This window comes from Aequorivita sp. KMM 9714 (assembly GCF_011065475.1).
GTDB lineage: Bacteria > Bacteroidota > Bacteroidia > Flavobacteriales > Flavobacteriaceae > Aequorivita > Aequorivita sinensis.
The window spans coordinates 1,276,819-1,301,830 of sequence record NZ_JAAGRO010000001.1; the positions used below are offsets into that span (position 1 = coordinate 1,276,819).

The window sequence follows — 25,012 nt, forward strand, 5'->3', positions numbered from 1 at the left end:
TAGTTTAACGATGTCGAAAGTAGGTTATTAATTACATTAATAAAAGGGTAGTCCTTTTTAAATTCACGAAATTTGAAAGGATAAAACCTCTTTAATAAACTAATTTACAGGTGTTAAACGCCAAAATAGGATTTGATAGACTATGCCTTCAAAGTTTCTAATTTTTCCTTGGCTTCTTTATATTTTTTATGATTTTTAATACCGAAACTTCCAAAAATTAGAACTGAGATTAATATTAATACCATTAATACCCACCAAGCAATATTTAGATTTGAAAGTGTTTTTTCAGTGGCTGAGGAACTTTCTTCAATTAGATTATTTATTGAAGAGTTAATAGTTGTTTGTTCTTTTTCACTAATTCGTTTTTGTACTTCTGAATATTTTTTGAAATATAAATTGTAAAATTTATGATCGTTTATTGCGAGATAATTATCGGATAAGTTTTTATAGATACCTTGATTTAAAATTAAATCGCCAACATTACTTGAAGCTTCCTCAGCTTCTTTTAATTCTTTTATGGCTTTGGTATATTTTCCTTCAATAGTGTAAACTTCACTTAAACCTTTTTTAGCAAAAGCATATAAACTTTTTGCGCCAACCTCTTCTGCGAAGAATATGGATTTATTGAAATTAACTCGAGCCGAATCAACTTGTGAAAGCTGAAGAAAACAGTTGCCTTTGTTGTAAGTGATTGTACTCAAATTAGCAATCATTGTTTTGTCTTCAGATTTTTTTTCGAACTCATTAAATGCTTTGTCAAAATAGTTTAAGGCAATTTCACAGCTCATCTGTTCACGATAAATAAAGCCGCGAATAGTGTAGTTGTATCCCAATAAAGAAGAAAGGCTATCTGGATTAGTAATTTGTTTAGACAATTGTAGTGCCTCATCTAGATACTCAATAGACTTGTCGTATATACGAAGTTGCTGATGTTGCATCCCTATTGTATTTAACACGTTTATACGTGTTCTAATGCTGCTTATTTCATTTAAAAATTCACGGGTTTTTAAAGCGTATTCTAGCGATTTTAAATTATCTCTTTTAGAAAGGTAAGCGTTGCTTATAAGCATTAAGGCGTTAACCTTAGTTTCCGGCTGTGTTGCTTTTAGATATATTTCATTCCCAATTGAAATAGCTTTATTTGGATCTTCAAATATTTTATTCTTTGAGGCAGTAATACTACTATCTAAATCTTTTTGAGCAGCAGAATTCACTCCTGATAACAACAGAAGAAAACACAAAACGACTTTTAAAAAACCTTCTATTCTCATGCCGACTCTTTTTGATGTTGTAGGTAATTCATAAACTTGGTAGGAGAAATACCCGTAACCGATTTAAAAACGGTAGTAAAACTGCTATGTGATGAAAAACCACATTCTTCGGCTAGATAGCTTATTTTATAGTTGAAATAAACTGGATCTGTTTTAAGCTTTTCTATGATGTAATTGATGCGAAGTTCGTTGATGTATCCATTAAAGTTTTTTCCTTTATGTCTATTAATCACTTCTGAGAGATATTTAGTATTTGTATCAAATTGAGAAGCTAATAATGCAATACTCATATCTTGTTTAGTAAACTTTTTCCCCATTTCAAACTTAGAGAGCTTTTGAAGAAGCATTTGCTCTGTTTCTACTGGGATAATAGAACTTTTATCAATGTTCTCAACTTTAGGTTGAGGTTTTTCAACAGTTTGTTTAGGAGAAATATATTTATAAATCGTTAAATATTCTTTCGCTTTTGAGGTGTACATATAGTTTATACTAACACCGATTAAAATCATTAGAATTAATACACCACCTAAAACGTAAATTGAAGTATAAGATTGATGAATTTTACTTTCTGAAATTTCATTTAAATATGAATTTATAAAATTAAAGACTGTATTGGTAGCTAGATTTTTATCTGTTACAATTTGTGTTGAAACCAAATTTGATTGCTGTTTGTATTTAAAGAAATTATCTGTGTCTTCTAGAGCTAAATAGCTTAGAGATAAGCCTTCTAAACTTTTATTTTTGAATTGAATATTAGGGAGGTTAATAGAAAGCGCTAAAGCATCTTCAAAACTTGTAATAGCTTTTTGGTATTCCTGTTCGTGAAAATATTGTCTTCCAATAATATCTAAGACTTGTATCTTTTCAAAATCGGAAGTGCTTATTGTTTCAAAATCTTTTGAAGCTATATCATTTGGCTGTAGTTTTTCACTTTTTAGTAGCAAATCAAACTTTGCAATTTTAATTTCATTTTTTGAAATACTATCTTCAGTTTTAGAAATCAAAGATGCTGCGTTTTTTAAGCTTTTATCAGCTTCCAAATACTTGCCACTTTTTAGAAGTAAAAGAGCATGGTCTTGTTTTAACTTTCCATCAATTTTTAAGATAAGCTCATTATCTTTTGTTTGCTTTTTTAAGGCAATTAGTTCGTTTGTATATTTTTTAGCAACAGTTTCCAAATCTAAGATTCGCAGCAATTTTATGGCGAAAACTAAAGTTTCATACTTAATAATGTCATCGTTAGTTTTTTGAGCAAGAACTTTAGCTTCCAAAGCATTTTTTATTGCTGTGTTGTAGATTCCACGAACGTAATAGCTCTTAGCAAGTATTAATTTAGCTTGTGCGTGAATTTTATCGCTTTCATTTTGGGAAACTATATACGAAGCAATTTTTCCTGCCTGTTCAGGATGAGAATACGTAGAAGCATTTGCTTCATTTAGTAAATCATTAATGGCAATATTTTCCTGAGCATGGGTCGCAGCAGAAATAAAAAAAGCCATTAAAAAGGTGAATAAAAATCGCATAAAATAGAAAATAGCCTATTAGGACTAGTTTGCGTCAAAGTTACCATTTTCAAAGACAATCGCTTTTACTTCTTTCTAACAAAAAATGCTACAATTGCTGCAGTTGCTAATCCAAAAGCTAAAGCTCCAACGGGAGACTGCCATAAATAAGTAGTAAGTAGAACGTACTCATTTGCATCCGATTGCGTCATACCTACATTTTTTGTGGAGTAATCCATAGCATTAAAAAATAACTCAGGAGTAATGTAATTGCTTATAATATAACTGCTAATAGGAGTGAGGAGAGCTATAAAAACACTTAAAATTGCTCCTGAAAGAAATGCTTGAGGCCAAGTCATCTTTCTATCGTAAACCCTTCTTCTTTTTTCTCTGGTTGATAATAAATAAATAAAAACTGCGAAAGGAATAAATAATAAAGTCAACCACCATTGATCGGCAATTTTTTCTTGATGCCAGCCAAGTGTATTTTCTAAAAGCATCCAAGCTAAAAGCGTGATGCTATAAATAAAAGCCCATTTTATTTCTATATAAATTTTTTTCATCACTCTTACTTTGAGAAAATTCAACTAAAGATAGTTTTTTTAGACATAAAAAATCCCGAAAAGAATAGTTTCGGGATTTAATGATTTATAAGAAATTAATATCGGTTATTCGTTTACCAATACCCAATCTCCTTTGTCTAAAAGCGGAATAGCTTGTTTGTACTTCATCGTTTTGTTTTCACCACTCATAACGTGTTTGATAGTTACCTTGTCGTTACGATTGATTTTTGGATGTTCGCGTACAATAGTTTCAGTTACCTGCTGTTGTTGTGATTGCGTATTACCGGCCGCACGAGATTGAGCAGCACGCTCATCCATATTTGGGATTTCGTCCTTCTGTTCGCTTAGTTTTTCTTTACGTCTAACTTCACGTGCTTCTTGAATTTGCTGTTGGTTTTCTTGTGGTAGTTCACCTTTGAATAAGAAAGAAATAACATCTTTATTTACTTTCTCAATCATCTCCTTAAACAATTCAAAAGCTTCAAACTTATAAATTAATAAAGGATCTTTTTGTTCGTGAACCGCAAGTTGTACCGATTGCTTAAGTTCATCCATTTTACGTAAATGTGTTTTCCAAGCATCGTCTATAATAGCAAGTGTGATGTTTTTCTCAAAATCGTGAACTAACTGCTTTCCTTCAGTTTCATATGCTTTCTCAAGATCTGTTGCAACATTTAGTGTTTTTACACCATCAGTAAATGGCACTAAAATTCGCTTGTATATATCTTTTTGAGTTTCGTAAACATTCTTAATTACTGGGTAAGCCATTTCAGCGTTACGAGCCATTTTATCTTGATAGTGAACATAAGCAGCTTTGTAAACTTTACCTGCAATTGTCTTGCTATCCATTTTCTCGAATTCCTTTTCAGTAATTGGAGAACTCATTGAGAAGTAACGAATAAGTTCGAACTCAAAATTCTTGAAATCTTGAGCCATTTTGTTAGACTCAGTGATAACTTCAGAAGTATCGAAAATCATATTTGCGATATCTACACGAAGTCTGTTTCCGAATAATGCGTTGTAACGACGTTTGTAAACAACTTCACGTTGCGCATTCATAACATCATCGTATTCAAGTAGTCTTTTACGAACACCAAAGTTGTTTTCTTCTACTTTTTTCTGTGCACGCTCAATAGATTTTGAAATCATTTTATGCTGAATAACTTCGCCTTCTTTCAAGCCCATTCTATCCATCATCTTCGCGATACGCTCGCTTCCGAATAATCGCATTAGGTTGTCTTCCAACGAAACGTAGAATTGTGAACTTCCTGGATCTCCCTGACGACCACTACGACCACGTAACTGTCTATCAACTCGACGTGAATCGTGACGTTCGGTACCTATAATTGCTAGTCCACCGGCTTCTTTTACTTCTTTACTAAGCTTAATATCGGTACCACGACCTGCCATGTTTGTAGCAATAGTTACAATACCAGCTTTACCAGCTTCAGCAACAATATCTGCTTCACGTTTGTGAAGTTTCGCGTTAAGTACGTTGTGTGGAATATTGCGAATACTCAACATTCTACTTAACAATTCTGAAATTTCTACAGAAGTAGTACCAATTAGTACAGGACGCCCTGCTTGTGAAAGTGCTGTAACCTCTTCGGCAACAGCGTTGTATTTTTCACGTTTAGTTTTATAAATTTTATCTTCCCGGTCAAAACGTGCAATTGGGCGGTTGGTTGGAATTTCTACCACATCAAGTTTGTAGATTTCCCAAAGTTCTCCTGCTTCTGTAACAGCTGTACCCGTCATACCTGACAGTTTGCGATACATACGGAAGTAATTCTGAAGTGTAACTGTAGCAAATGTTTGAGTCATTGCTTCAATTTTCACATCTTCTTTCGCTTCAATTGCTTGGTGAAGTCCATCACTGTAACGACGACCATCCATTATACGACCGGTCTGTTCGTCTACAATCATAACTTTATTATCCATCACTACATATTGATCGTCTTTTTCAAAAAGCGTGTAAGCTTTTAAAAGTTGATTCATAGTGTGGATACGCTCACTCTTAACAGAGAATTCGCGGAAAAGCTCTTCTTTTGCTGCTACTTCTTCTTCTTTTGAAAGACCTTTAGCTTCAATTTGAGCTATCTCTAATCCTATTTCTGGCATTACGAAGAAATTAGAATCTCCTTCGCCTGATAGATAATCTACACCTTTGTCGGTAAGTTCTATCTGATTGTTTTTCTCATCAATTACGAAATAAAGCTCGGCATCTACCTTTGGCATTTCGCGATTGTTGTCACTCATATAATGATTCTCCGTTTTCTGAAGAATTTGCTTAACACCTTCTTCTGAAAGGTATTTAATAAGTGCTTTGTTTTTTGGTAAACCACGATAAACACGTAGTAATTGGAAACCACCTTCTTTTTCGTTTCCTTCTTTAATAAGTTTTTTCGCTTCAGCTAAAACACCTGTTAGGTATTTTTTCTGAACCTCAACAATATTATTAATCTGTGGTTTAAGTTCGTTGAATTCGTGACGATCACCTTCTGGAACTGGTCCTGAAATAATAAGTGGTGTACGAGCATCGTCAATTAATACAGAATCCACCTCATCGACAATTGCGTAGTGATGTGGGCGTTGAACAAGATCGTTTGGTGAGTGAGCCATGTTATCACGTAGATAATCGAAACCAAACTCGTTGTTTGTTCCGTACGTAATATCGGCTAAATATGCTTTTCTTCTTTCTTCAGAGTTTGGGCGGTGATAGTCTATACAATCCACTGTCATTCCGTGGAAATTGAATAATGGTGCCATCCACGCGCTATCACGTTTTGCTAGGTAGTCGTTTACAGTTACAAGGTGAACTCCGTTTCCTGCAAGTGCATTTAGGTACATAGGTAGGGTAGCAACTAATGTTTTACCTTCCCCAGTTTGCATTTCTGCAACTTTTCCTTCGTGAAGTGCAATACCACCGATTAGCTGAACATCGTAATGCACCATATCCCAGGTAATAGGTTTTCCGGCAGCATCCCAAGAGTTTTTCCAAATAGCTTTATCGCCATCAAGAGTTACATAATCTTTATTTGCTGAAAGCTCGCGGTCGAAAGGTGAAGCGGTAACTGTAATTGTTTCGTTGTCTTTAAAGCGTTTTGCGGTTTCTTTCATAACAGCAAAAGCTTCAGGAAGAATTTTGGTAAGAGTCGCTTTTTCTACCTCGTAGCGATCGTCTTTAAGTTTATCTATTTGGTTATAGATTTCTTCTTTTTTATTGATGTCTTCTTCGTTTTCAGACTCTTTTTCAAGATCATCAATTTGCTTCTGAATATCGGCTTGAGCGTCTTTTATTTCTTTTTTGAAGAACTCTGATTTTGCGCGTAGCTCATCGTGGGATAATTTTTCAAGGGCTGCTTCGTGTTTTTTTACTTCGTTCACCAACGGTTGTATTTGGCCGATGTCTTTTTTAGACTTATCGCCAACAAATATTTTTAATACATTATCTAATATTCCCATGATATTAATTTATTTTGAAGTGATGCAGATGCAGAGCACTATTTCGTCAATGTTGAATTATTTCAGAATCCTACAATTGTGAATCTGCAATAATTAATTTTTCACCAAAAATACACGAATACTATATTTTGAATTCGTGAATAGTGGTTTATTTTCAATAAAATTTGAATAAAAAAAAAGCCCCTTTGAAGAGACTTTTTATATTATTTTTTAATGTTTCCCAAAATGTTTTGGGTATTAATACTCATCCTCGTTCCAAAGGTAATCGTCGTCGGTAGGATAATCCGCCCAAATCTCTTCAATAGAGTCGTAAGAGTCGCCTTCGTCTTCAATTGCCTGAAGGTTTTCCACTACTTCTAGTGGAGCACCAGTCCTGATCGCGTAATCAATCAATTCATCTTTGGTTGCGGGCCAGGGTGCATCGCTTAAATATGATGCCAATTCTAATGTCCAGTACATAGCACTTTAGGTTTTAGTTTTCTGCAAAAATAATTTTTTAGTTTAGAAAGTCAAGTAAAAACTAAATTATTTCTACAATATTTTAAAGAACGTTTTTTAAACTTTGATTATCAGACAGTTACGAATAGCATTGTTAATAAGTTATTTTAGCTAAAATGCTGTTGTTCTGCTGTTTCTGATTTTTAATTAATTCTATTATAATTTTTCCGGAATCCACTTTGTTTCTTCCGCGTTGCTATCCTTAGACAACTTTCGTGCCAGTACAAATAGGTAGTCAGATAGTCGGTTTAAATACATCAGCACACGGTTGTCAACAGGTTCATTTTCATTTAAAAGCGTTGCTCGACGTTCAGCTCGACGGCATACCGTACGGGCAATGTGACAATATGACACTGTAGTGTTGCCACCTGGCAAAATGAAATGCGTCATAGGGGGTAGTGCATCATTCATTTTGTCCATTTCTGTTTCCAATAGCACTATGTCTTCTTCTTCAATCTTAGGGATGTTTAACCGCTCTTTTCCACTTTTTAAAGTAGCTTTTGCAGGGTCAGTAGCTAAAATTGCTCCAAGTGTAAATAACCTATCTTGAATAAATGTGAGAATTTCTTTACTACGAGGATCGATATCTTGTGTGCGAATTAACCCTAAATACGAATTTAGTTCATCTACAGTACCGTAGCTTTCAATTCTAATATTGTGCTTGGGAACGCGTGTGCCACCAAAAAGAGCGGTAGTACCTGCATCACCAGTTTTTGTATATATTTTCATTTTAATTATAATCTTGTTTGTGATTACCAAATTTACAAAATACTATACTAAATAGTAAGTGGTTTGGTGTAAGAAACAAATTAGTGTGTAATTGTATAAAAAGCTAATCTAATAAATCTGGCCTGCGTTCTTTTGTGCGTTTATAAGCTTGTTCTTCACGCCATTCTTCAATTTTTGCAGCATGACCACTTGTAAGAACTTCAGGGACAGTCCAGCCTTTGTATTCTGCTGGACGGGTATAGATTGGCGGGGCTAATAGATTATCTTGAAAAGAATCTGTCAAAGCACTAGTTTCATCACCTAATACCCCAGGAAGCAATCTGATAACTGCATCGCAAACTAAGGCTGCTGCAAGTTCGCCACCGCTTAACACAAAATCGCCCACAGATATTTCTCTAGTGATAAAATGATCGCGAACACGTTGATCTACACCTTTGTAGTGACCGCAAAGGATAATAATGTTTCCTTTTAGCGAAAGCTCATTGGCAACTTGTTGATTAAAAGTTTTCCCATCTGGCGTCATATAGATTATTTCGTCGTAATCTCTTTCTGCTTTTAATTCGGAAATACATTTATCGATGGGTTCAATCATCATTACCATTCCTGCGCCACCACCAAATTGATAATCGTCTATTTGTTTATAAGCATTAGTAGACCAATCGCGTAGATTGTGGGTGTGAACTTCCACTAATCCTTTTTCTATGGCACGTTTTAAAATAGATGCCTCAAACGGACTTTGAAGTAATTCAGGTAGGACGGTAATTATATCGATTCGCATTGGGATGATCTTAAATGATGTGTGATTTTAATTATGGTAAAAGTAAGGATTTGGCTCTTAAAATCAACCATTCTTGATTTCTCGTTCCTTCTTACGTCTAGCGCGTTCTTCATCTCGCGCTTTTTTACGTAACTCACGTTTTTGTTGTGGCGTGAGTTTCATAGGTTTATCTTTAATTTCATGGTTGCTTTTAGAAAAAGTTTTTATCCACGCATTTTTAAAAATGTCTTCTAAACTAGACCAAGCATCAGAATTTTCATTTTTTAAACTTCCTTCAAAAAACACTTTTTGTTCGAATGTTTCAAGGTTCTGATTCTTTAAAATAAAATTAAAAAATTCAGAATATCCATCCCAGATTTCAACTGTAAAGTTTTCTGCGTTTCCTGTTAATTGCGTATTTGAAAATATTGGCTTAACATAACCTTTTATGTTTTCGTTTATAACAGTTACCTCACTTTTTACACTGAAATTACCTTGCTTAAATTCTAAACCTGTGTAGTGATTTGTAAAGTTATTTAAACTGCTTGTTTCTGTGTTGTCAACTGTGAAAAACAAATCCATGTCAGGGATTTTCTTTGAAAAATTCATATAACCTTCTAAAGATACCTTTGCATTGCTAGGGGTGAAACCTGATGCTCGGATAGGGGAGTTTAGTAGCCTTTTCTTTTCAACAACATTACTCAAATTGTCGGTGTAAAGAGCTATATCGTTAATTTCAAAAAATATATTGGGTTGCTCATAATCTTCCAAGAAAGTTAATTTTCCCTGTTTAACTTCAAGACGGTTAAAGTCTATCATTATGAGCTCCTTAAAGATTTTTGGCCAATCATTTACGTTTATTCCATTAGTTTCATTTTCTTTTAAAGAAAAAGTGACTTCTGGATTAGTCAAAACAACATCACTTACTAACTTGGTTTTAAACAGCGTTTTCCATTCAATAGAAATATCAGTTTTAGGTATGCTGATAAGGGGCTTTTGAGATTTTGTAGTGTTTTTATTTAAGTGTAGTCCTTTTATAGTGTAAGCCCCACGAAATATAAAAACATCAACATCCTCCACTTTACCGTAATACCCAGAAATATTATTGAGAGTTTTATTTAAATGATTTTTTAAGAAAAAAGGAAGGTATAAGCGAAAAGCGAAAATTAGGATTAAAAATGCTAATGGAATTATGAATCGCTTTTTTTTGAGGTAAGATCGCTTTTTCTCTAGTGACATGAAAGTCTAAATATAAATCAAACAAATTTGAGAGAAAGCCTAATAATTCTCAGTTAATGAACTCATAAAAAAAACTTTGCGTCCTAATGATTTTGAGATAATGATTTATCACAGAATCAGTGAGGACGCAAAGATATAAACTAAGGGAACTTAAAATCTACCCTTGTATTTAGCTACTAGTAATAAGTAAACCTTCTTACTTGAGCGATGTATTTCGCTAGGCGAATTACTTGGTGGCTATAACCATATTCGTTATCATACCAGATGTATAGTACAACGTTTTTACCATCTTCAGTAGCGATAGTTGCATTGCTATCGTAAATAGCAGGAGCAGAAGAGCCAACAATGTCGCTAGACACTAACTCATTGTTTAATGAGTATTTAATTTGCTCAACTAAATCACCTTCTAAAGCGTATTTCTTCATTACAGAATTAATATCTTCAACTGAAGTTGGCTTAGCAAGCTCAAGGTTTAATACTACAAGTGAACCATTAGGAACAGGAACACGAATAGCGTTACTTGTAAGTTTACCAGCTAATTCTGGTAATGCCTTAGCAACAGCACTTCCAGCACCAGTTTCAGTAATAACCATGTTTAATGCAGCAGCACGACCACGACGGTATTTTTTGTGCATATTATCTACAAGATTCTGGTCGTTTGTGTATGCGTGAATAGTCTCTAAGTGACCACGAACTACACCGAATGAATCTTCTACCGCTTTTAGAATAGGCGTAATAGCGTTTGTAGTACAAGAAGCAGCTGAGAATATATCGGTTGTGTTAGGATCGTGTTCGTTTTGGTTTACACCGTGAACGATATTTGGAACTCCTTTACCTGGAGCAGTTAATAATACTTTTGAAGCACCTTTTGCTTTTAAGTGACCGCTTAAAGCTTCTTTATCACGGAAAGCTCCTGTGTTATCAATAATTAATGCGTCTTCAATTCCGTATTTAGTGTAGTCGATATCTTCAGGGTTATTTGCTGAAATGATATGAACTGTAGTACCATTAATGATTAACGCGCTGTTTTCAAGATCTGTACGAACAGTTCCTGGGAATTCACCGTGAACAGAGTCGTTTTGAAGTAATGAAGCTCTCTTGTCTAATACAGTTTGGTCTACGTTTCCGCGAACTACAATTGCACGTAGGCGAAGTTGGTTACCTTGACCAGTACGGCCCATTAGCTCACGAGCTAATAAACGACCAATACGACCAAATCCATAAAGCACTACGTCTTTAGGAACAACAGTTTTAGCTTCTTTTGCATCTTTTAGTTTTGCTGAAACAAATGCAAGAGCGTTTGAATACTTGTCGTCTTCCAAGTGGAATTCGTAAGTAAGTTTTCCAATGTCTAATTTAGCTGGTGGAAGGTCTAACGTTTTTATTGCTTGAGCAATTTCAACAGAGTCAAAAATTGAAATTGGCTTTTGTACAAATTCACCCGCATATTCGTGAAGGTTTAATATTTCGCTCACATTGCGGTCTATAAGTTGGTTACGGAAAAGCACCAATTCAATGGACTTATCGTACCAAAGGTCGCTAATGATTTTAATAAATTCTACTGAAGCTTTTCGGCGATCAGTTTGAAAAGACAGTTCTTTTTCATAAACGTCATCAAAACTCATAAGGAAGGATTTAAGGGTTTAAATTTGTTGCAAAAGTACTCTTTTTCATCATTTTGAAGAAATATAAACAGTAAATAAAAACCTGTGACTTGAAAAGTATTTAAAAGACTATAAAAGAACAGTCGAGAACTAAAAGTTAAATACAACTTATACGTTCTCGACTGCGTTCAACCAACTAGAATTTTTTTCATTTAGTTGATTTAAATTTTCTCAGAATTTAATCTACCTAAATATAAAGGTATTAATACCTCCTGCTGTATCCATGAAAGTCATTTTTATAGGTGTGCGGGTGTTGCGTTTCATCATAATTCGCTTTACATCATCAATGTCTATTACGGTTTCGTCGTTGATTTTTGTAATTATTATTCCTTCAAGCTTGTATTGAGCAATTTCAGGGGTAAGAGCACGAGTTACAATTACTCCGTTTTTAAGTCCGCGTTCTTTTAATTCTTCAGCAGTAATATTCTTTACTTCTAATCCTAAATCATCCATTGAAAATGTTTCTAGCTTTATTAGTTTAACTGCTAGAGTTTTTTCATTTCCGTTGCGAAGTACAGTTACTTCAACCACGTCGTTAGGTCTTTTAGAACCTAAATACCCTGAAAGATCAGCAAATTTTGAAACTTTAAAACCATCTAATTGCTTAATAACGTCACCTTCTTTAATTCCAGCTTTGTCTGCACCGCTTCCTTTTTCTATGCCTCCAACAAATACTCCTTCTGTATCGGTGATTCCATATTTTTCAGCGATTTGAGGATTTATGTTGCCAACTTGAATTCCTAAAATTCCACGTTGTACATTTCCATATTCAAGAATATCTTCAATTACTTTTCGTGCATTGTTTGAAGGAACAGCAAAGGAATATCCAACAAAACTTCCAGTTTCTGAAGTTATTGCGGTGTTTATTCCAATTAATTCACCTCTTGTATTCACTAAAGCACCACCACTATTTCCGCGATTTACAGCAGCATCAGTTTGAATGAACGACTGCGGATTCCCGTCAAATTGATTTAAATCACGTGCTTTTGCACTAATAATTCCAGCTGTTACTGTTGAAGTAAGATTAAATGGATTTCCTACTGCAAGAACCCATTCGCCAATCTTTATATTGTTTGAATCTCCAAAGGGAATAAATGGAAGCTCCTCCTCATCATCAATTTTTAAAAGCGCAATATCTGTTGAAGGGTCTGTACCTATTAGTTTTGCTTTATACACCTTATTGTTATTTAAAGTAACCTCTAGATTTGAAGCATTGGCAATTACGTGGTTGTTGGTAATAATATATCCATCAGGCGAAATAATTACTCCACTACCACTACCTACCATAGCTCGTGGCTGACCACCACCTTGAAAAAACTCGAATATATTGGTAGGTTGTCTGCTTACTGTTATGTTTTTTACGTGAACTACTGCGTGAACTGTTTTTTCGGCAGCTTCAGTAAAATCGGTACTCATTTCAGCTGCAGTTCCTAAATAGGTAGTAGGGATAAATTTTGATGTTTCTTGCGGAGCAAATGAAATACGCTCTTCGTCTTCTAGATACTTATAGCCTCCTAGTGTAATGGCGCCCGCAAATAGCGCTACTAGAAATAAACGGAATGTTTGTTTCATTGTATAACATTTTTTAATTAATACTAATTTTTTAAATCAAATGAGATTTTGATTTTCGCTGTATCATTCTGCAATTCAGATGTTTCTTGTCTAAGGGTAAGGTATATTGAAAAATCATTTTGCCAACGAATTTTATCACAGCTTAACAAATTTAACAAGCATAGCCTGAAAATAGTGTGCCATAAAACCTGTTTTAACTTGTATTTAACTCAATTACTATCCTCCAACTCGTAGCGGCTTTTTATATCTTTGCGCTGATATGGAATTCACCTTTTATAAATACCAAGGAACAGGAAATGATTTTGTGATTATAGATAATCGCGATTTGTTTTTCCCGAAAGAAGATACAGCTCTTGTAGCAAAAATTTGTGACCGTCGTTTCGGCGTTGGTGCAGACGGTTTATTACTATTAGAAAACAATCCATCGGCAGATTTTACAATGGTGTACTATAATAGTGATGGAAACTTAAGTACAATGTGTGGTAACGGTGGAAGATGCATAGTGCACTTTGCAAAGTTTTTAGGGATTATTTCAAAAAACACAACTTTTGAAGCTGTTGACGGATTGCATGAAGCATCAGTTGAAGATGATTGGGTTTCTTTGAAAATGAATGATATTGAAACACTAAATACTTCAGAAAATTATACCTTCTTAAATACGGGATCGCCACATCACGTTCAATTGGTTTCCAACCTTAAGGCATTCAATGTTTTTGCACAAGGAAAAGAAATCCGCAATAATATTTATGGTAAAGAAGGTTCAAATGTAAATTTTGTTGAACAAGAAAATCCTGACACTTTTTCAGTTAGAACTTATGAGCGCGGCGTAGAAGATGAAACACTATCTTGTGGAACAGGAGTTACAGCTGTAGCAATAGCAATGTTTGAAACTGGAAAGACATCAAATAACAATATTTCATTAATCACCCCAGGAGGAAATCTTCAAGTTAGTTTTGAAAAAACTGCTAAAGGTTATGAGAATGTATATTTAGAAGGGCCAGCAACGCAAGTTTTTAAAGGTATTTGGAAATGAACACACTAATAGGAGAGAACTTATATTTACGTGCTTTGGAACCTTCCGATATAGATTTTCTCTATATTTTAGAAAACACTGAGTCGCTTTGGGAGGTTAGTAATACTACTACACCTTTTTCTAGATTTATCCTACAACAATATTTACAAAACAGTCACCGCGACATTTACGATGTAAAGCAATTGCGTTTAACAATTTGTAAAAGTGACGATGAAGCCATTATCGGCTTTATAGATCTTTTCGATTTTGATCCCAAACATCAAAGAGCAGGAGTGGGAATTGTTATATTTTCTGATGAAAATAAACGAAAAGGTTTTGCTTATGAAGCGTTAGAGCTAACCTGTAATTATGCTTTTAAGCATTTAAATCTTCATCAAATTCACGCAGGAATTACTGAAGATAATATCGGGAGTATGAAACTTTTTGAAAAAGCAGGCTTCATACAAAACGGAATTAAAAAAGATTGGATTTATTCCGACAGGAAATTCAAAAGTGAATATATTTATCAACGCATTCAAGATTAACTTTCGTTAGGCGCTGCAAACTGAAGTTTACTAAATCTACTTGCCCACTTAAACAATTATAACTAGTCAATTCATAATCAAATATAATGTACATTAAAAAAATATTAATAGCTATAGTATTATTAGGTGCCGTTGCCATGGGCGGATTTGCTTGGTATGTTTACAATACAGCTTTTACTCCAAATACAGCATTCAACAATAATGAAGCTCACGTATATATCCCAACCGATGCTACTATTCATGATGTAATTGATGAATTAGAACCGCTAATAGATAATCCAGATTCTTTTTTGGCAATAGCAGACAGAAAACAATATTCTTCTAGTATTAAAGCTGGTCATTTTATTATCAGAAAAGGAATGAGCAATAACGATATTGTAAACACTCTGAGAAGTAAAAACATTCCTATAAATATAAAATTCAATAATCAGGAACGATTGGAAAATTTGGCAGGACATATTTCTAGACAAATTGAAGCGGATAGCACTTCACTTATTACGGCTATGCGTGATCCTGAATTTTTAAAAGAAGTAGGGTTAAATGATGATACAGCGCTTTCGCTTTATATTCCAAATACCTATGAATTTTATTGGAACACTTCAGCAGAAACTTTTCGTGAACGAATGAAAAAAGAATACGAACGTTTTTGGAGCGATTCACGAATTGAAAAGGCTAAAAAACAAAACCTCACAAAGGAGCAGGTAATGTCTTTGGCAGCAATTGTTCAAAAAGAAACTGCAAAAGTCGATGAACGCCCTAGAGTGGCAGGGGTTTATCTTAATCGATTAAAAGTAGGGATGTTACTTCAAGCGGATCCTACGGTTATATATGCTTTAAAACGTGAGACAAATGATTATGACCAAGTGATTAAACGTGTGCTATATAAAGATTTAGAACTTGATTCGCCTTATAATACTTATAAATATGCAGGAGTTCCGCCAGGTCCAATTGCAATGCCCGATATTTCTTCGATTGATGCTGTTTTAAATCCGGAGCAACACGATTATTATTACTTTGTGGCCGATGTTACTAATTTTGGCTACCATAAGTTTGCAAAAAATCTAGCCCAACACAATGCGAATAAAGCACAATATGTTCGTTGGGTAAATAGTCAAGGTCTAAATCGTTAATTATTCACATTTAAATTTATTTACCTTCTTAACCCTTTAGAAATAGAGGTTTATCTTTCTTTCACATTTAATTAACATCTTGTAAATCAGGTTTTTAAAAAAAGTCTTATCTTTGCGCCCTCAAAAGAAGGTGTAGCAATACACCCGAATTTTAGAATGAATGAAAAAAAGATATTATTTTATTATCACTTTACTTGTTGTTACCGTAATAGTAGGGACAGGTTTTAATGCAAATGAAAGCAACTACGATTTTTCAGTTTTTAGTACTGAAGGTATGGAGTTGAACTACAATGTGCCCACAGAAGACGAGCTAGTTCCGTTAGACGCTCCTCTGAAACCTAAGTACTATTTATTCTTAGGAAAATCTTATTTAGGATTTAAAGAAGCTCTTGGTTTTAAAGAATCGAGAGGGGATTATCACGTTGTTAACCCTTATGGGTATATGGGAAAATATCAGTTTTCAAAAAACACCCTGAAAATGATGGGACTTAGAGATGCTGATAACTTTCTTTATAACACTCGTCAACAAGAAGCAGCTTTTATGGCTTACACTTCTTTAAACAAGTGGATTTTACGTAAAGATATTAAACGAACTGTAGGCAAAGTAGTAGGAGGGGTTAAAGTTACAGAATCTGGTATCCTAGCGGCAGCGCATTTAGCAGGAGCTGGAAATGTAAAGAAGTTCCTTAGAAGTGGCGGTGCAGATGGTTTTGAAGATGCTAATGGCACTTCCATCCGTTACTACCTACGAAAGTTTTCAGGCTATGATACTTCACATATTGTGCCTAATAGAAAACCAAGGATAATGTAATTAAACACTATCCGTGAATGATAAATAAGGTGGGTCTTTTATGAAGGTCCACCTTTATTTTTTTCCACACACTCGCTGGAGCTGTTTTAATGTACTCCGAAGGCAAAGTAATGTCACAAGCAACACATATTCTAGTTTGTGGATTTAAGATGTCTATCAAGCTTTGAAGCATCTGGTTGTTACGATATGGCGTTTCAATAAAAAGCTGTGATTGATCGAAGTCTTTAGACAGCTTTTCTAGACGTTTTAATTCAGATTTTCTTTCACTTTTCTCGATGGGCAAATATCCATTGAAGGTGAAGTTTTGTCCGTTAAAACCACTTGCCATCATTGCAAGTAAAATAGAAGATGGTCCTACAAGAGGCACTACTTTTATATCATTCTCGTGAGCGTAATGAACCGCTCTTGCACCAGGATCGGCAATGCCAGGACAACCAGCATCGCTTATAACTCCCACGTCAAATCCTTCTAAACAAGGATTAAGCATAGCGGGAATTTCTTCAGGCTGAGTGAATTTGTTTATTTCTTGAAGCTTTAAAGAAGATTGTTCTTTTTCTGGGGAAATACTTTTTATAAACCTCCTAGCATTTTTTTGATGCTCTACAATATAATGGTCTATTTTTTCAATAGTAGTTTGTACTGATGCCGGAAGCACAGCTAAAGGTGATACGTCGCCTAAAGGGCAGGGGATAAGGTAAAGTTTTCCTTTTTCGGGCCTCATTATTGTTATTATTGAGTTATTAATCTTTCGATAACAGCTTGTTCTTTTTCAGAAGTTATTTTGGTGAGGTATAGACCTGTACTCAAACTTGATACATTCATTTCCTTATTGTCAGAAAGTATGTTTTCTTCAAATTAGGTAAGATTGAGTGTTATTAATTATTAGCGTTAAATATTAATAACTACTAAAAAGCTGGAAGTGTTTATTAAAGTTTATTAGCAATTACTTCGCAAGCTTCATCTAGCATTTTGTAAACATTATCAAAGCCTGAATCTCCTCCGTAATAGGGATCTGGAACATCTACATTTTCTCCAGGGAATATTTCGTTTAAAATAAGTTTTACCTTACTTCTATGCTCGTCATTTTTCGCAAGATCCAGCACGTTTTCTTTGTTGGAATTATCCATAACGTATATGTGGTCAAACTCATCAAAATCACTAACGCTGAATTGTCTTCCGCGTTGATCGGTTATGTCTAAATTATTTTTTTTAGCAACTGCAATACTTCTGCTGTCTGGTTTACTGCCTACGTGCCAACTACCAGTACCTGCTGAGTCTACAATTACCTTTGACGAATCAACTTTAGATTTTAAAATACCTTCGGCTAAAGGAGACCGGCAAATATTGCCTAGACATACCATTAAAACTTTTGTTTTTGCCAAAATGAAAATTTAAAGATTTTTAAAATAAAGTAAACGATTATATGCTTAATTCTAAATAAGAACTAAATTATAAAGTCAACTTTTTGTTTAGATCTTCAACATACTTACGGAACTGCTTATCGGTGCTAGAAAGATTATCAACAGTTTTACATGCGTGTAATACAGTTGCGTGATCTCGCTGACCTATTTGTGAGCCGATAGAAGCTAGTGATGCTTTGGTTAGTTTTTTAGCAAAGAACATCGCCAATTGTCTAGCTTGTACAATATGTCTTTTTCGCGTTTTAGACTGAAGCGTGCTTACATCCATTTGGAAATAATCACTAACTACTTTTTGAATGTATTCTATAGAAACTTCACGCTTGGTGTGTTTCACATAGTTGTCAACAATCTTACGAGCAAGATCAATTGTAATTTCTTTTTTGTTGAATGATGAATGAGCTATTAAAGAAATAATAGCGCCTTCAAGTTCACGTATGTTGGTTTTGATGTTGTTTGCCAAAAACTCTATAATGTCTTCAGGCATATCAACACCATCACGGTATAATTTACTCTTTATAATTGCAATTCTTGTGGCGTAATCTGGGTGATTTAATTCTGCAGATAATCCCCACTTAAAGCGTGATAGTAATCGCTGTTCGATATCAATCATATCTACAGGTGCTTTATCACTTGTTAAGATAACCTGCTTTCCATTTTGGTGTAAATGATTGAAAATATGGAAGAAAACATCTTGAGTTCCAGCTTTACCCGAAAGCAATTGAATGTCGTCAACTATTAATACATCTATTATTTGATAGAAGTGAATAAAGTCGTTTCTATTATTCTTAGTAACAGATTCTATATATTGTTGTGTGAATTTTTCAGCAGAAATATACAGAACAGTTTTTTCTGGATATTTATCTTTTATGTCAACACCAATAGCATGTGCTAAGTGAGTTTTTCCTAAACCTACCCCTCCAAATATCAACAGTGGGTTAAATGATGTTCCTCCTGGTTTGTTTGCTACTGCTAAACCTGCAGAGCGTGCCAAACGGTTAGACTCTCCTTCTAGGAAGTTTTCAAAGTTGTAATTAGGATTTAATTGAGATTCTATCTTAACATTTCTAATTCCAGGAATTACAAATGGATTTTTTAATTCAGGACTTTTATTTTTTAATGGTACATCAATTTCTTGTGATCGTAAATTGCTGCGGTTTGCACTAGGAATTTTTTCAGTAAAGGGCTGCTTATTACCATATGTATTTTCCATACGGATTATATAAACCAACTTAGCGTTCTTACCTAATTCTTTGGTAAGAGCAACCTTTAAAATTTTCACATAGTGCTCTTCTAGCCATTCGTAAAAAAACTTACTTGGCACTTGTATGCTGAGAGAGCAGTCAGCTAATTTAACGGCTTTAATTGGTTCGAACCATGTTTTATATGCTTGAGAAGAAATGTTGTCTTCTATAAAAGCCAAGCAGTTATTCCAAACCGATTCCGCAGTCTTGCTCATAATTTAATCTTGAATAATTTATTTTTAATTTTAGATGTGGCTAAAAAATAACGGATGGAGAGTTTCCGACCTATTTCCTAACAGTGCAAATATGTGAACAAAATAGTTATAAAAAAAACCACTTTGGGGTTGAAATATTCAATTTTTTTCATCATACTCCACTTTCGATAAAGCTACAAAAAACTTTTATCAAACGCCCACATATTTGCAAGAAGGCAATTGTAAAAATATGAAAGCCCTATTAAAAAATTAATTAGTTGGTTGTTTTATTTTTAGTTAGTTAAGTTTTAGGTTTTAAAAGAACTAAACGGAAAGACTTATAGGCAGTGGGATGAGTTTTAAATTGCTGGTTATAAGCGCGATAACTGTTTATGTTTTTCGGTCAATCGTTAAACATATTTTGCGGAAAAATTATTCGAAATTAATTTCTTTTTCCTGAAAAAATAAAGTTTCTATTTTCAATTTATTTTTGAAATTTATAATCAATCTAAACTGTTTGAAAATTGATAGATTTAATACTTGATTTCAAAAAAAGAAGTATTAAAATTTAAGCATGTTTTTGAAATCTACAATTGGATGTTCAAACTTTAAATTGTTAATAAAGGTTGTTGAAAAGTGCAATAATTTTATAAGTAATTCCAAGTCGCCTTAATTAAAAAATCATCAAATTTCTGTTCAGACGTTAGTTTTTCTAATACTACTCTTTTTTATCTTCTTCCTTGATGATTTTTACTTTGTATGTATTTTCAAAAAGTTCAAAAATTCTATCTGCATCTTTCTTTCTAACCGAAATTTCGAATTCACAACTCAGTTCAAGTTTCTGATTTACGATTTTGATGTTTTCGTCTTTTAAAATGCGCATTACAGTATTCATTTCAGGATATTCACATTGCACGAAAAAGATTTCGTCTATAGTTTTAGTGTGAATTCGGCAAGTTTCTAATGCCATTTGCGCTGTAGTTTTATACGCTTGAATTAATCCGCCCACGCCAAGCTTTGTTCCGCCAAAATAGCGCACAACTACCACCAATATGTTAGTAACATCAAAAGATTGCAATTGACCGTATATTGGCATTCCAGCGCTATTTGAAGGTTCCCCATCATCATTTGCGCGATAATGTTCGTAGCTTTTGCCTAACTGCCAGGCATAACACCAATGTCGCGCACTGTAGTGTTGCTTTTTAAGATCTTCTAAATGCTCTTTAATTTTTTCTTCTGAAGTAACAGGAAAAGCATAGCCAAAAAACTTACTTCCTTTCTCTTTATAAAGAACTTCTTCCGATGGTTTTAAAATGGTTTTATATGTGTCTTTTTCCGTTTCCAAAAGTGTGTTTTTAATTTTTAAACTACCATTTTTCCAAAGCTATAAATAATATACTTAGCACAGCCAACGCAATTCCAATCCAGTTTTTTCTCAATAACTTTTCCTTAAAAAGTAAAATACCTAACATTGTTGAAGTCATTACAATCGCAACGTTATTTACAGTAAAAACTCCAGAGCTTTCAAGTATATTGCTGCGCAGGGCTTCAACTAGAAAGTAAACGGAAAAGTAGTTTGGAACACCTAAAGCAATTCCACCAATTAAGTTTTTAAATTCAAACTTAAAACTTCCTTTAACTAGTTGAAATATTAGTATTGCAAATCCAATAAGGCCAGCCATGGCATAAATTGTTGCTGAAAATATTGGGATATCGTTTTTAGCAATAAACTCGCCTTCTAAATATTTGATAGTTGTGTCTATAGTGCCGCTCCCTAAAAATACAAGAACAGGAAAAATAAAATTTGATAATTTTATTTTAATTCCATCTTTAGTTTTGATAGAAGCTAGGTACACAGCAATTAAAGCGAGGATAATTCCAATAATTTTAAAAAATCCAAGACTTTCTTTATAATATAATAACCCGAATAGAATTGGGATAACTACACTCATTTTTGTGGCTACTGAAACCACCGAAAGTCCACTTCGCTGTGTTGTTATCGCCATTAGGTTGAAAACCAAAATAAATAATCCACCTAAACCAAGGGCAAAGGGAAACCATTCAAATTGTGGTACTTCAGAAAATTTTATTGAATTTTCTTGAAGGATAATTCCGCAGATACAAGCAGTAACATAATTAAACGTAAGGGCTTGAAAAGTATTGATTTTAAAACGTGAAAAAAGCTTAAAAACCACAAAAATCATTGTGGAAGAAAGTATGCTAAAGAGAAGCGCTATCAAATGCTAGGGTTTTTAAATATTTTTAATGTGTCTTCCTTTATCATTTTTTCCGAAGAAATATCGCCTTTAAAAATAGGAGCTTTTATTCCTTCGCTAAAAGTGTTCTTTCCTGTAAAAACATACGCTTCATCCCAAAGTGACGCGTCGATGAATGATTGTAAAGTCTTTGAACCTCCTTCAATGATTACAGATTGAATGTTATTTTTAAAAAGTACATCAGAGATTTGTTGTGGAATATTCTTTTTGAAATCTAATTTCTCAAATTCAATGTTATCTGAAATTTTGCTCTCTTTATTGTTAAAAACAATAGTTTTTACACTCCCATCAAAAACTGAAACTTCTGGCGAAATTTTTAAGGTTCTATCGATAATAACTCGCAATGGATTTTTGCCATACCAATCTCTTACTGTGAGTGTTGGATTGTCTTCTAAAACAGTATTAGTGCCGACTAAAATTGCCTGTTCTTCGGCTCGCATTTTATGCACAATTTGTCGCGAAAATTTATTTGTTATCCAGACTGGTTTTTTTTCATTTCGAGTTTCGCTCTTTGGAGCGATAAAGCCATCCGTTGTTTGCGCCCACTTCAAGAAAATATAAGGTCTTTTTTTGGTGTGAAACGTAAAAAACCGCTTGTTAAGCTCGTCACATTCCTTGTCTAAAATTCCAACAATTACTTCGCATCCAGCTTCTATTAGTCTTTTTATTCCACGGCCGGCAACTTGAGGATTAGGGTCTAAGCTCCCAATTATCACTTTTTTAATCCCAGATTCAACAATTAGATTGGCGCAGGGTGGAGTTTTTCCAAAATGACTACAAGGCTCTAGACTTACATATATTGTACTATCCTTTAAGAGTTCTCGATTTTCTATGTTTTTTAAGGCGTTAACTTCAGCGTGTGGTTGTCCTGCTTGATAATGCCAGCCTTCGCCAATAATCTTATTATTGTGTACAACAACGCTTCCCACTAAAGGATTTGGATAGGTAGTTCCTAGTCCGTTTTTAGCGAGTTGTATACATCGCAACATATATTTTTCGTGTATCTTCACAGCGTAAAAATACAAGGTTTTAATTAGAATGAACACACCAATTATCCGACTTATTAAAAAGAGTGATAATCTTCAAATTGCCAAAGTAATACGTGCTATTTTGGAGGATTTCAACGTGCCAAAAGTTGGTACCGCCTATGCTGATACTGCTTTAGATTGTATGTATGAAACCTATAACAAACCCAAAACTGCATATTTTATAGTTGAAGTAAATAATAAAGTAATTGGAGGCGCGGGAATTGCTAAATTGGATAATTTTGACGGCAACGTTTGTGAACTTCAGAAAATGTATTTTTTACCCGAAGCAAGAGGAAGAGGTATTGGGACGCAAATGATGGAAGTTTGTTTGTCAAAAGCGCGGGATTTTGGTTATGAGAAAATATATCTCGAAACTATGGAATATATGACTCAAGCTCAGAAACTTTACAAACAATCGGGATTTGAATATATTGAAACTAGAATGGGGGATACGGGACATTATTCTTGTCAAGTACATATGTTGAAATCGTTGTAAATTCCATATAATTATCAAAATTCAATTTCAAGTAAAAACTAAGACAGCTTTTGAAAATTTCAGAATTAAAAAATTATTTTCACGAACAACTTTCAGGACTTTATCCTTCGGAAGAAATTCAATCTTTTTTCTATATACTTTCTGAAGAATACCTGAATCTTTCTCGGGTTAATATTGCTTTAAATCCCGAAACAGAAGTCTCAGCAAACGATTATGATAAGTTTCAAATTGCGCTTTTTAAGCTTAATAATCACGAGCCTATTCAATATATAATAGGAGAAACAGAATTTTATGGACTTCCATTTAAAGTGAATAAATACACTTTAATTCCCCGTCCAGAAACAGAGGAGTTGATAGATTATATAATTTCTAATCATAAAACCACCACTCAGCATTCTGAGCCCACTTCTATTCTTGATATAGGCACGGGGAGTGGTTGTATTGCTATTTCTTTAGCTAAAAACCTTCCAAATTCTAAAGTGTCTGCGTTGGATATTTCAGAAAAGGCAATAAAGGTCGCTTCTGAGAATGCAGAAATTAATAATGTAAATGTTGATTTTTTTCAAACAGATATTTTAAAAGTAACAGCACTTCCAGAACATTACGATATTATAGTTTCCAATCCACCTTATGTGCGGGAATTGGAAAAAGAATTGATGCAGGAAAATGTTTTAAGACATGAGCCGGATTCTGCATTATACGTGACTAACAGTGATCCATTGCTGTTTTATAGATCAATTTCACGCTTAGCAAAAATACATTTAAAGCCTGGCGGAAAACTATTTTTCGAGATTAATGAGTACCTTGCTGATGAAATGATTCAGCTTTTAAAGGATGAAGGATTTAAAAAAATAGAGGTGAAAAAAGATATTTTTGGGAAAGATCGCATGATGAAGTGTGTTAAGTAGTCTACTTAAAATTCGATGCCTGTAGCACAAAAAGCCAATAAAACCGAGCAAAGAGATTTGATTATGAATAAACTTGAAAAAATATGTGTTTTCTGTGGAAGTAGTGAAGGTAATGACCTTGCAATAACTGCTGCTGCTGAAAAACTAGGAAAAATATTCGTTGAAAGAAATATAACATTGGTATATGGAGCTGCGAAGATTGGCGTGATGGGAGTTATAGCAAAAAGCGTTTTGGATAACAAAGGAAAGGTAATGGGGATTATTCCAAACTTTTTGAAGAAAAAGGAAGTTGTTCACCTTGGACTTACCGAACTCATAACCACCGATAATATGCATCAACGCAAATTAAAAATGCAGGAAAATAGCGATGGATTTATTGCACTACCTGGCGGAATGGGAACTTTAGAAGAGCTTTTTGAAATTATCACTTGGCTTCAGCTTGGTTTGCATTCAAAACCAATTGGATTATTAAATGTCAATGGTTTTTATAACGATCTTATAAAAATGCTGGAAACCATGGTGCGTAAAGGATTCCTGTCTATGGATAATTACAATCTGCTTTTAGTAGATTCTAATCCTCAGCAACTTCTTAATAAAATGGAGAAATTTAAGCCTACAGATCAGCCAAAATGGTTGAATGAAGATAGAACGTAGGAGTTATCTCTATCAAAGTTGTTCTTTAATTTAAGG

23 protein-coding genes are annotated in these 25,012 nt (G+C 34.0%); 7 read left to right on the forward strand and 16 right to left on the reverse strand.

All coding sequences use genetic code 11. The features are described 5' to 3' along the window. Positions 1-140: 140 nt before the first annotated feature. From G3A46_RS05740 to G3A46_RS05785, 10 genes are all read right to left on the reverse strand, one after another. The gene (locus G3A46_RS05740; RefSeq protein WP_165147314.1) at positions 141-1,271 is read right to left on the reverse strand and encodes a tetratricopeptide repeat protein; all 1,131 of its coding nucleotides are present in this window, start codon (positions 1,269-1,271) and stop codon (positions 141-143) included. Beyond that, on the reverse strand, positions 1,268-2,770 hold the full coding sequence (locus tag G3A46_RS05745; protein WP_165147317.1) for a helix-turn-helix domain-containing protein: 1,503 nt from the start codon (positions 2,768-2,770) through the stop codon (positions 1,268-1,270). Before G3A46_RS05745 ends, G3A46_RS05740 begins: the two co-directional genes overlap by 4 nt. An 89-nt stretch (positions 2,771-2,859) precedes the next feature. Further along, positions 2,860-3,336, reverse strand: coding sequence for a DUF4199 domain-containing protein (locus tag G3A46_RS05750; RefSeq protein WP_165147320.1), 477 nt, complete (start codon positions 3,334-3,336; stop codon positions 2,860-2,862). Positions 3,337-3,441: 105 nt separating this feature from the next. Then, positions 3,442-6,801 (reverse strand): preprotein translocase subunit SecA, encoded by a 3,360-nt coding sequence (secA, locus tag G3A46_RS05755; protein ID WP_165147323.1) that lies wholly within the window; start codon positions 6,799-6,801, stop codon positions 3,442-3,444. Between the two features lie 237 nt (positions 6,802-7,038). Continuing rightward, the gene (locus tag G3A46_RS05760; RefSeq protein ID WP_014782927.1) at positions 7,039-7,260 is read right to left on the reverse strand and encodes a DUF2795 domain-containing protein; all 222 of its coding nucleotides are present in this window, start codon (positions 7,258-7,260) and stop codon (positions 7,039-7,041) included. A gap of 195 nt (positions 7,261-7,455) precedes the next feature. Next, complete coding sequence (locus G3A46_RS05765; RefSeq protein ID WP_165147326.1) at positions 7,456-8,028, reverse strand: cob(I)yrinic acid a,c-diamide adenosyltransferase; 573 nt, start codon at positions 8,026-8,028, stop codon at positions 7,456-7,458. A gap of 103 nt (positions 8,029-8,131) precedes the next feature. After that, positions 8,132-8,806 carry a tRNA (guanosine(37)-N1)-methyltransferase TrmD gene (gene trmD / locus G3A46_RS05770; RefSeq protein WP_165147329.1) on the reverse strand — a complete coding sequence of 225 codons (675 nt, stop codon included), beginning with the start codon at positions 8,804-8,806 and terminating at the stop codon, positions 8,132-8,134. Between the two features lie 63 nt (positions 8,807-8,869). After that, complete coding sequence (locus G3A46_RS05775; protein ID WP_165147332.1) at positions 8,870-10,024, reverse strand: DUF748 domain-containing protein; 1,155 nt, start codon at positions 10,022-10,024, stop codon at positions 8,870-8,872. A 176-nt stretch (positions 10,025-10,200) separates the two neighbouring features. Then, positions 10,201-11,649, reverse strand: coding sequence for a glyceraldehyde-3-phosphate dehydrogenase (locus tag G3A46_RS05780; RefSeq protein ID WP_165147335.1), 1,449 nt, complete (start codon positions 11,647-11,649; stop codon positions 10,201-10,203). Between the two features lie 222 nt (positions 11,650-11,871). Beyond that, on the reverse strand, positions 11,872-13,260 hold the full coding sequence (locus G3A46_RS05785; protein WP_165147338.1) for a trypsin-like peptidase domain-containing protein: 1,389 nt from the start codon (positions 13,258-13,260) through the stop codon (positions 11,872-11,874). Between the two features lie 259 nt (positions 13,261-13,519). On the opposite strand from G3A46_RS05785, the gene dapF reads away from it, so the two are divergent. The 4 genes from dapF (at position 13,520) to G3A46_RS05805 (ending at position 16,758) form a co-directional block, all read left to right on the forward strand. Continuing rightward, on the forward strand, positions 13,520-14,293 hold the full coding sequence (dapF, locus tag G3A46_RS05790; RefSeq protein WP_165147341.1) for a diaminopimelate epimerase: 774 nt from the start codon (positions 13,520-13,522) through the stop codon (positions 14,291-14,293). Further along, complete coding sequence (locus tag G3A46_RS05795; protein WP_165147344.1) at positions 14,290-14,817, forward strand: GNAT family protein; 528 nt, start codon at positions 14,290-14,292, stop codon at positions 14,815-14,817. Before dapF ends, G3A46_RS05795 begins: the two co-directional genes overlap by 4 nt. An 86-nt stretch (positions 14,818-14,903) precedes the next feature. Further along, positions 14,904-15,947, forward strand: coding sequence for an endolytic transglycosylase MltG (gene mltG, locus G3A46_RS05800; RefSeq protein WP_165147347.1), 1,044 nt, complete (start codon positions 14,904-14,906; stop codon positions 15,945-15,947). A gap of 160 nt (positions 15,948-16,107) precedes the next feature. Next, a complete protein-coding gene (locus G3A46_RS05805; RefSeq protein ID WP_165147350.1) occupies positions 16,108-16,758 on the forward strand; it encodes a peptidoglycan-binding protein LysM in 651 nt (216 codons plus the stop codon). A gap of 7 nt (positions 16,759-16,765) precedes the next feature. Here the strand turns inward: G3A46_RS05805 and G3A46_RS05810 are convergent, their stop codons facing one another. From G3A46_RS05810 to ribD, 6 genes are all read right to left on the reverse strand, one after another. Further along, the gene (locus G3A46_RS05810) at positions 16,766-17,479 is read right to left on the reverse strand and encodes an SAM-dependent methyltransferase (protein WP_165147353.1); all 714 of its coding nucleotides are present in this window, start codon (positions 17,477-17,479) and stop codon (positions 16,766-16,768) included. Positions 17,480-17,684: 205 nt separating this feature from the next. Then, positions 17,685-18,119 carry a low molecular weight protein-tyrosine-phosphatase gene (locus tag G3A46_RS05815; protein WP_165147642.1) on the reverse strand — a complete coding sequence of 145 codons (435 nt, stop codon included), beginning with the start codon at positions 18,117-18,119 and terminating at the stop codon, positions 17,685-17,687. A gap of 88 nt (positions 18,120-18,207) precedes the next feature. Continuing rightward, positions 18,208-19,635, reverse strand: a complete 1,428-nt coding sequence (dnaA, locus tag G3A46_RS05820; protein WP_139855115.1) for a chromosomal replication initiator protein DnaA — start codon at positions 19,633-19,635, stop codon at positions 18,208-18,210. Positions 19,636-20,332: 697 nt separating this feature from the next. Continuing rightward, positions 20,333-20,959 carry a YigZ family protein gene (locus tag G3A46_RS05825; RefSeq protein WP_165147356.1) on the reverse strand — a complete coding sequence of 209 codons (627 nt, stop codon included), beginning with the start codon at positions 20,957-20,959 and terminating at the stop codon, positions 20,333-20,335. Between the two features lie 22 nt (positions 20,960-20,981). Beyond that, positions 20,982-21,854, reverse strand: coding sequence for an EamA family transporter (locus G3A46_RS05830; RefSeq protein WP_165147359.1), 873 nt, complete (start codon positions 21,852-21,854; stop codon positions 20,982-20,984). After that, the gene (ribD, locus tag G3A46_RS05835) at positions 21,851-22,900 is read right to left on the reverse strand and encodes a bifunctional diaminohydroxyphosphoribosylaminopyrimidine deaminase/5-amino-6-(5-phosphoribosylamino)uracil reductase RibD (protein WP_165147362.1); all 1,050 of its coding nucleotides are present in this window, start codon (positions 22,898-22,900) and stop codon (positions 21,851-21,853) included. Before ribD ends, G3A46_RS05830 begins: the two co-directional genes overlap by 4 nt. Positions 22,901-22,928: 28 nt before the next feature. Between ribD and G3A46_RS05840 the strand changes: the two genes are divergently transcribed. The 3 genes from G3A46_RS05840 to G3A46_RS05850 all read left to right on the forward strand — a co-directional run bounded on the left by G3A46_RS05840 (position 22,929) and on the right by G3A46_RS05850 (position 24,976). After that, positions 22,929-23,414 (forward strand): GNAT family N-acetyltransferase, encoded by a 486-nt coding sequence (locus G3A46_RS05840; RefSeq protein ID WP_165147364.1) that lies wholly within the window; start codon positions 22,929-22,931, stop codon positions 23,412-23,414. Positions 23,415-23,464: 50 nt separating this feature from the next. After that, a complete protein-coding gene (gene prmC, locus G3A46_RS05845) occupies positions 23,465-24,322 on the forward strand; it encodes a peptide chain release factor N(5)-glutamine methyltransferase (protein ID WP_165147366.1) in 858 nt (285 codons plus the stop codon). A gap of 63 nt (positions 24,323-24,385) precedes the next feature. After that, on the forward strand, positions 24,386-24,976 hold the full coding sequence (locus tag G3A46_RS05850; protein WP_165147368.1) for a TIGR00730 family Rossman fold protein: 591 nt from the start codon (positions 24,386-24,388) through the stop codon (positions 24,974-24,976). The last annotated feature ends 36 nt before the right edge of the window (positions 24,977-25,012 follow it).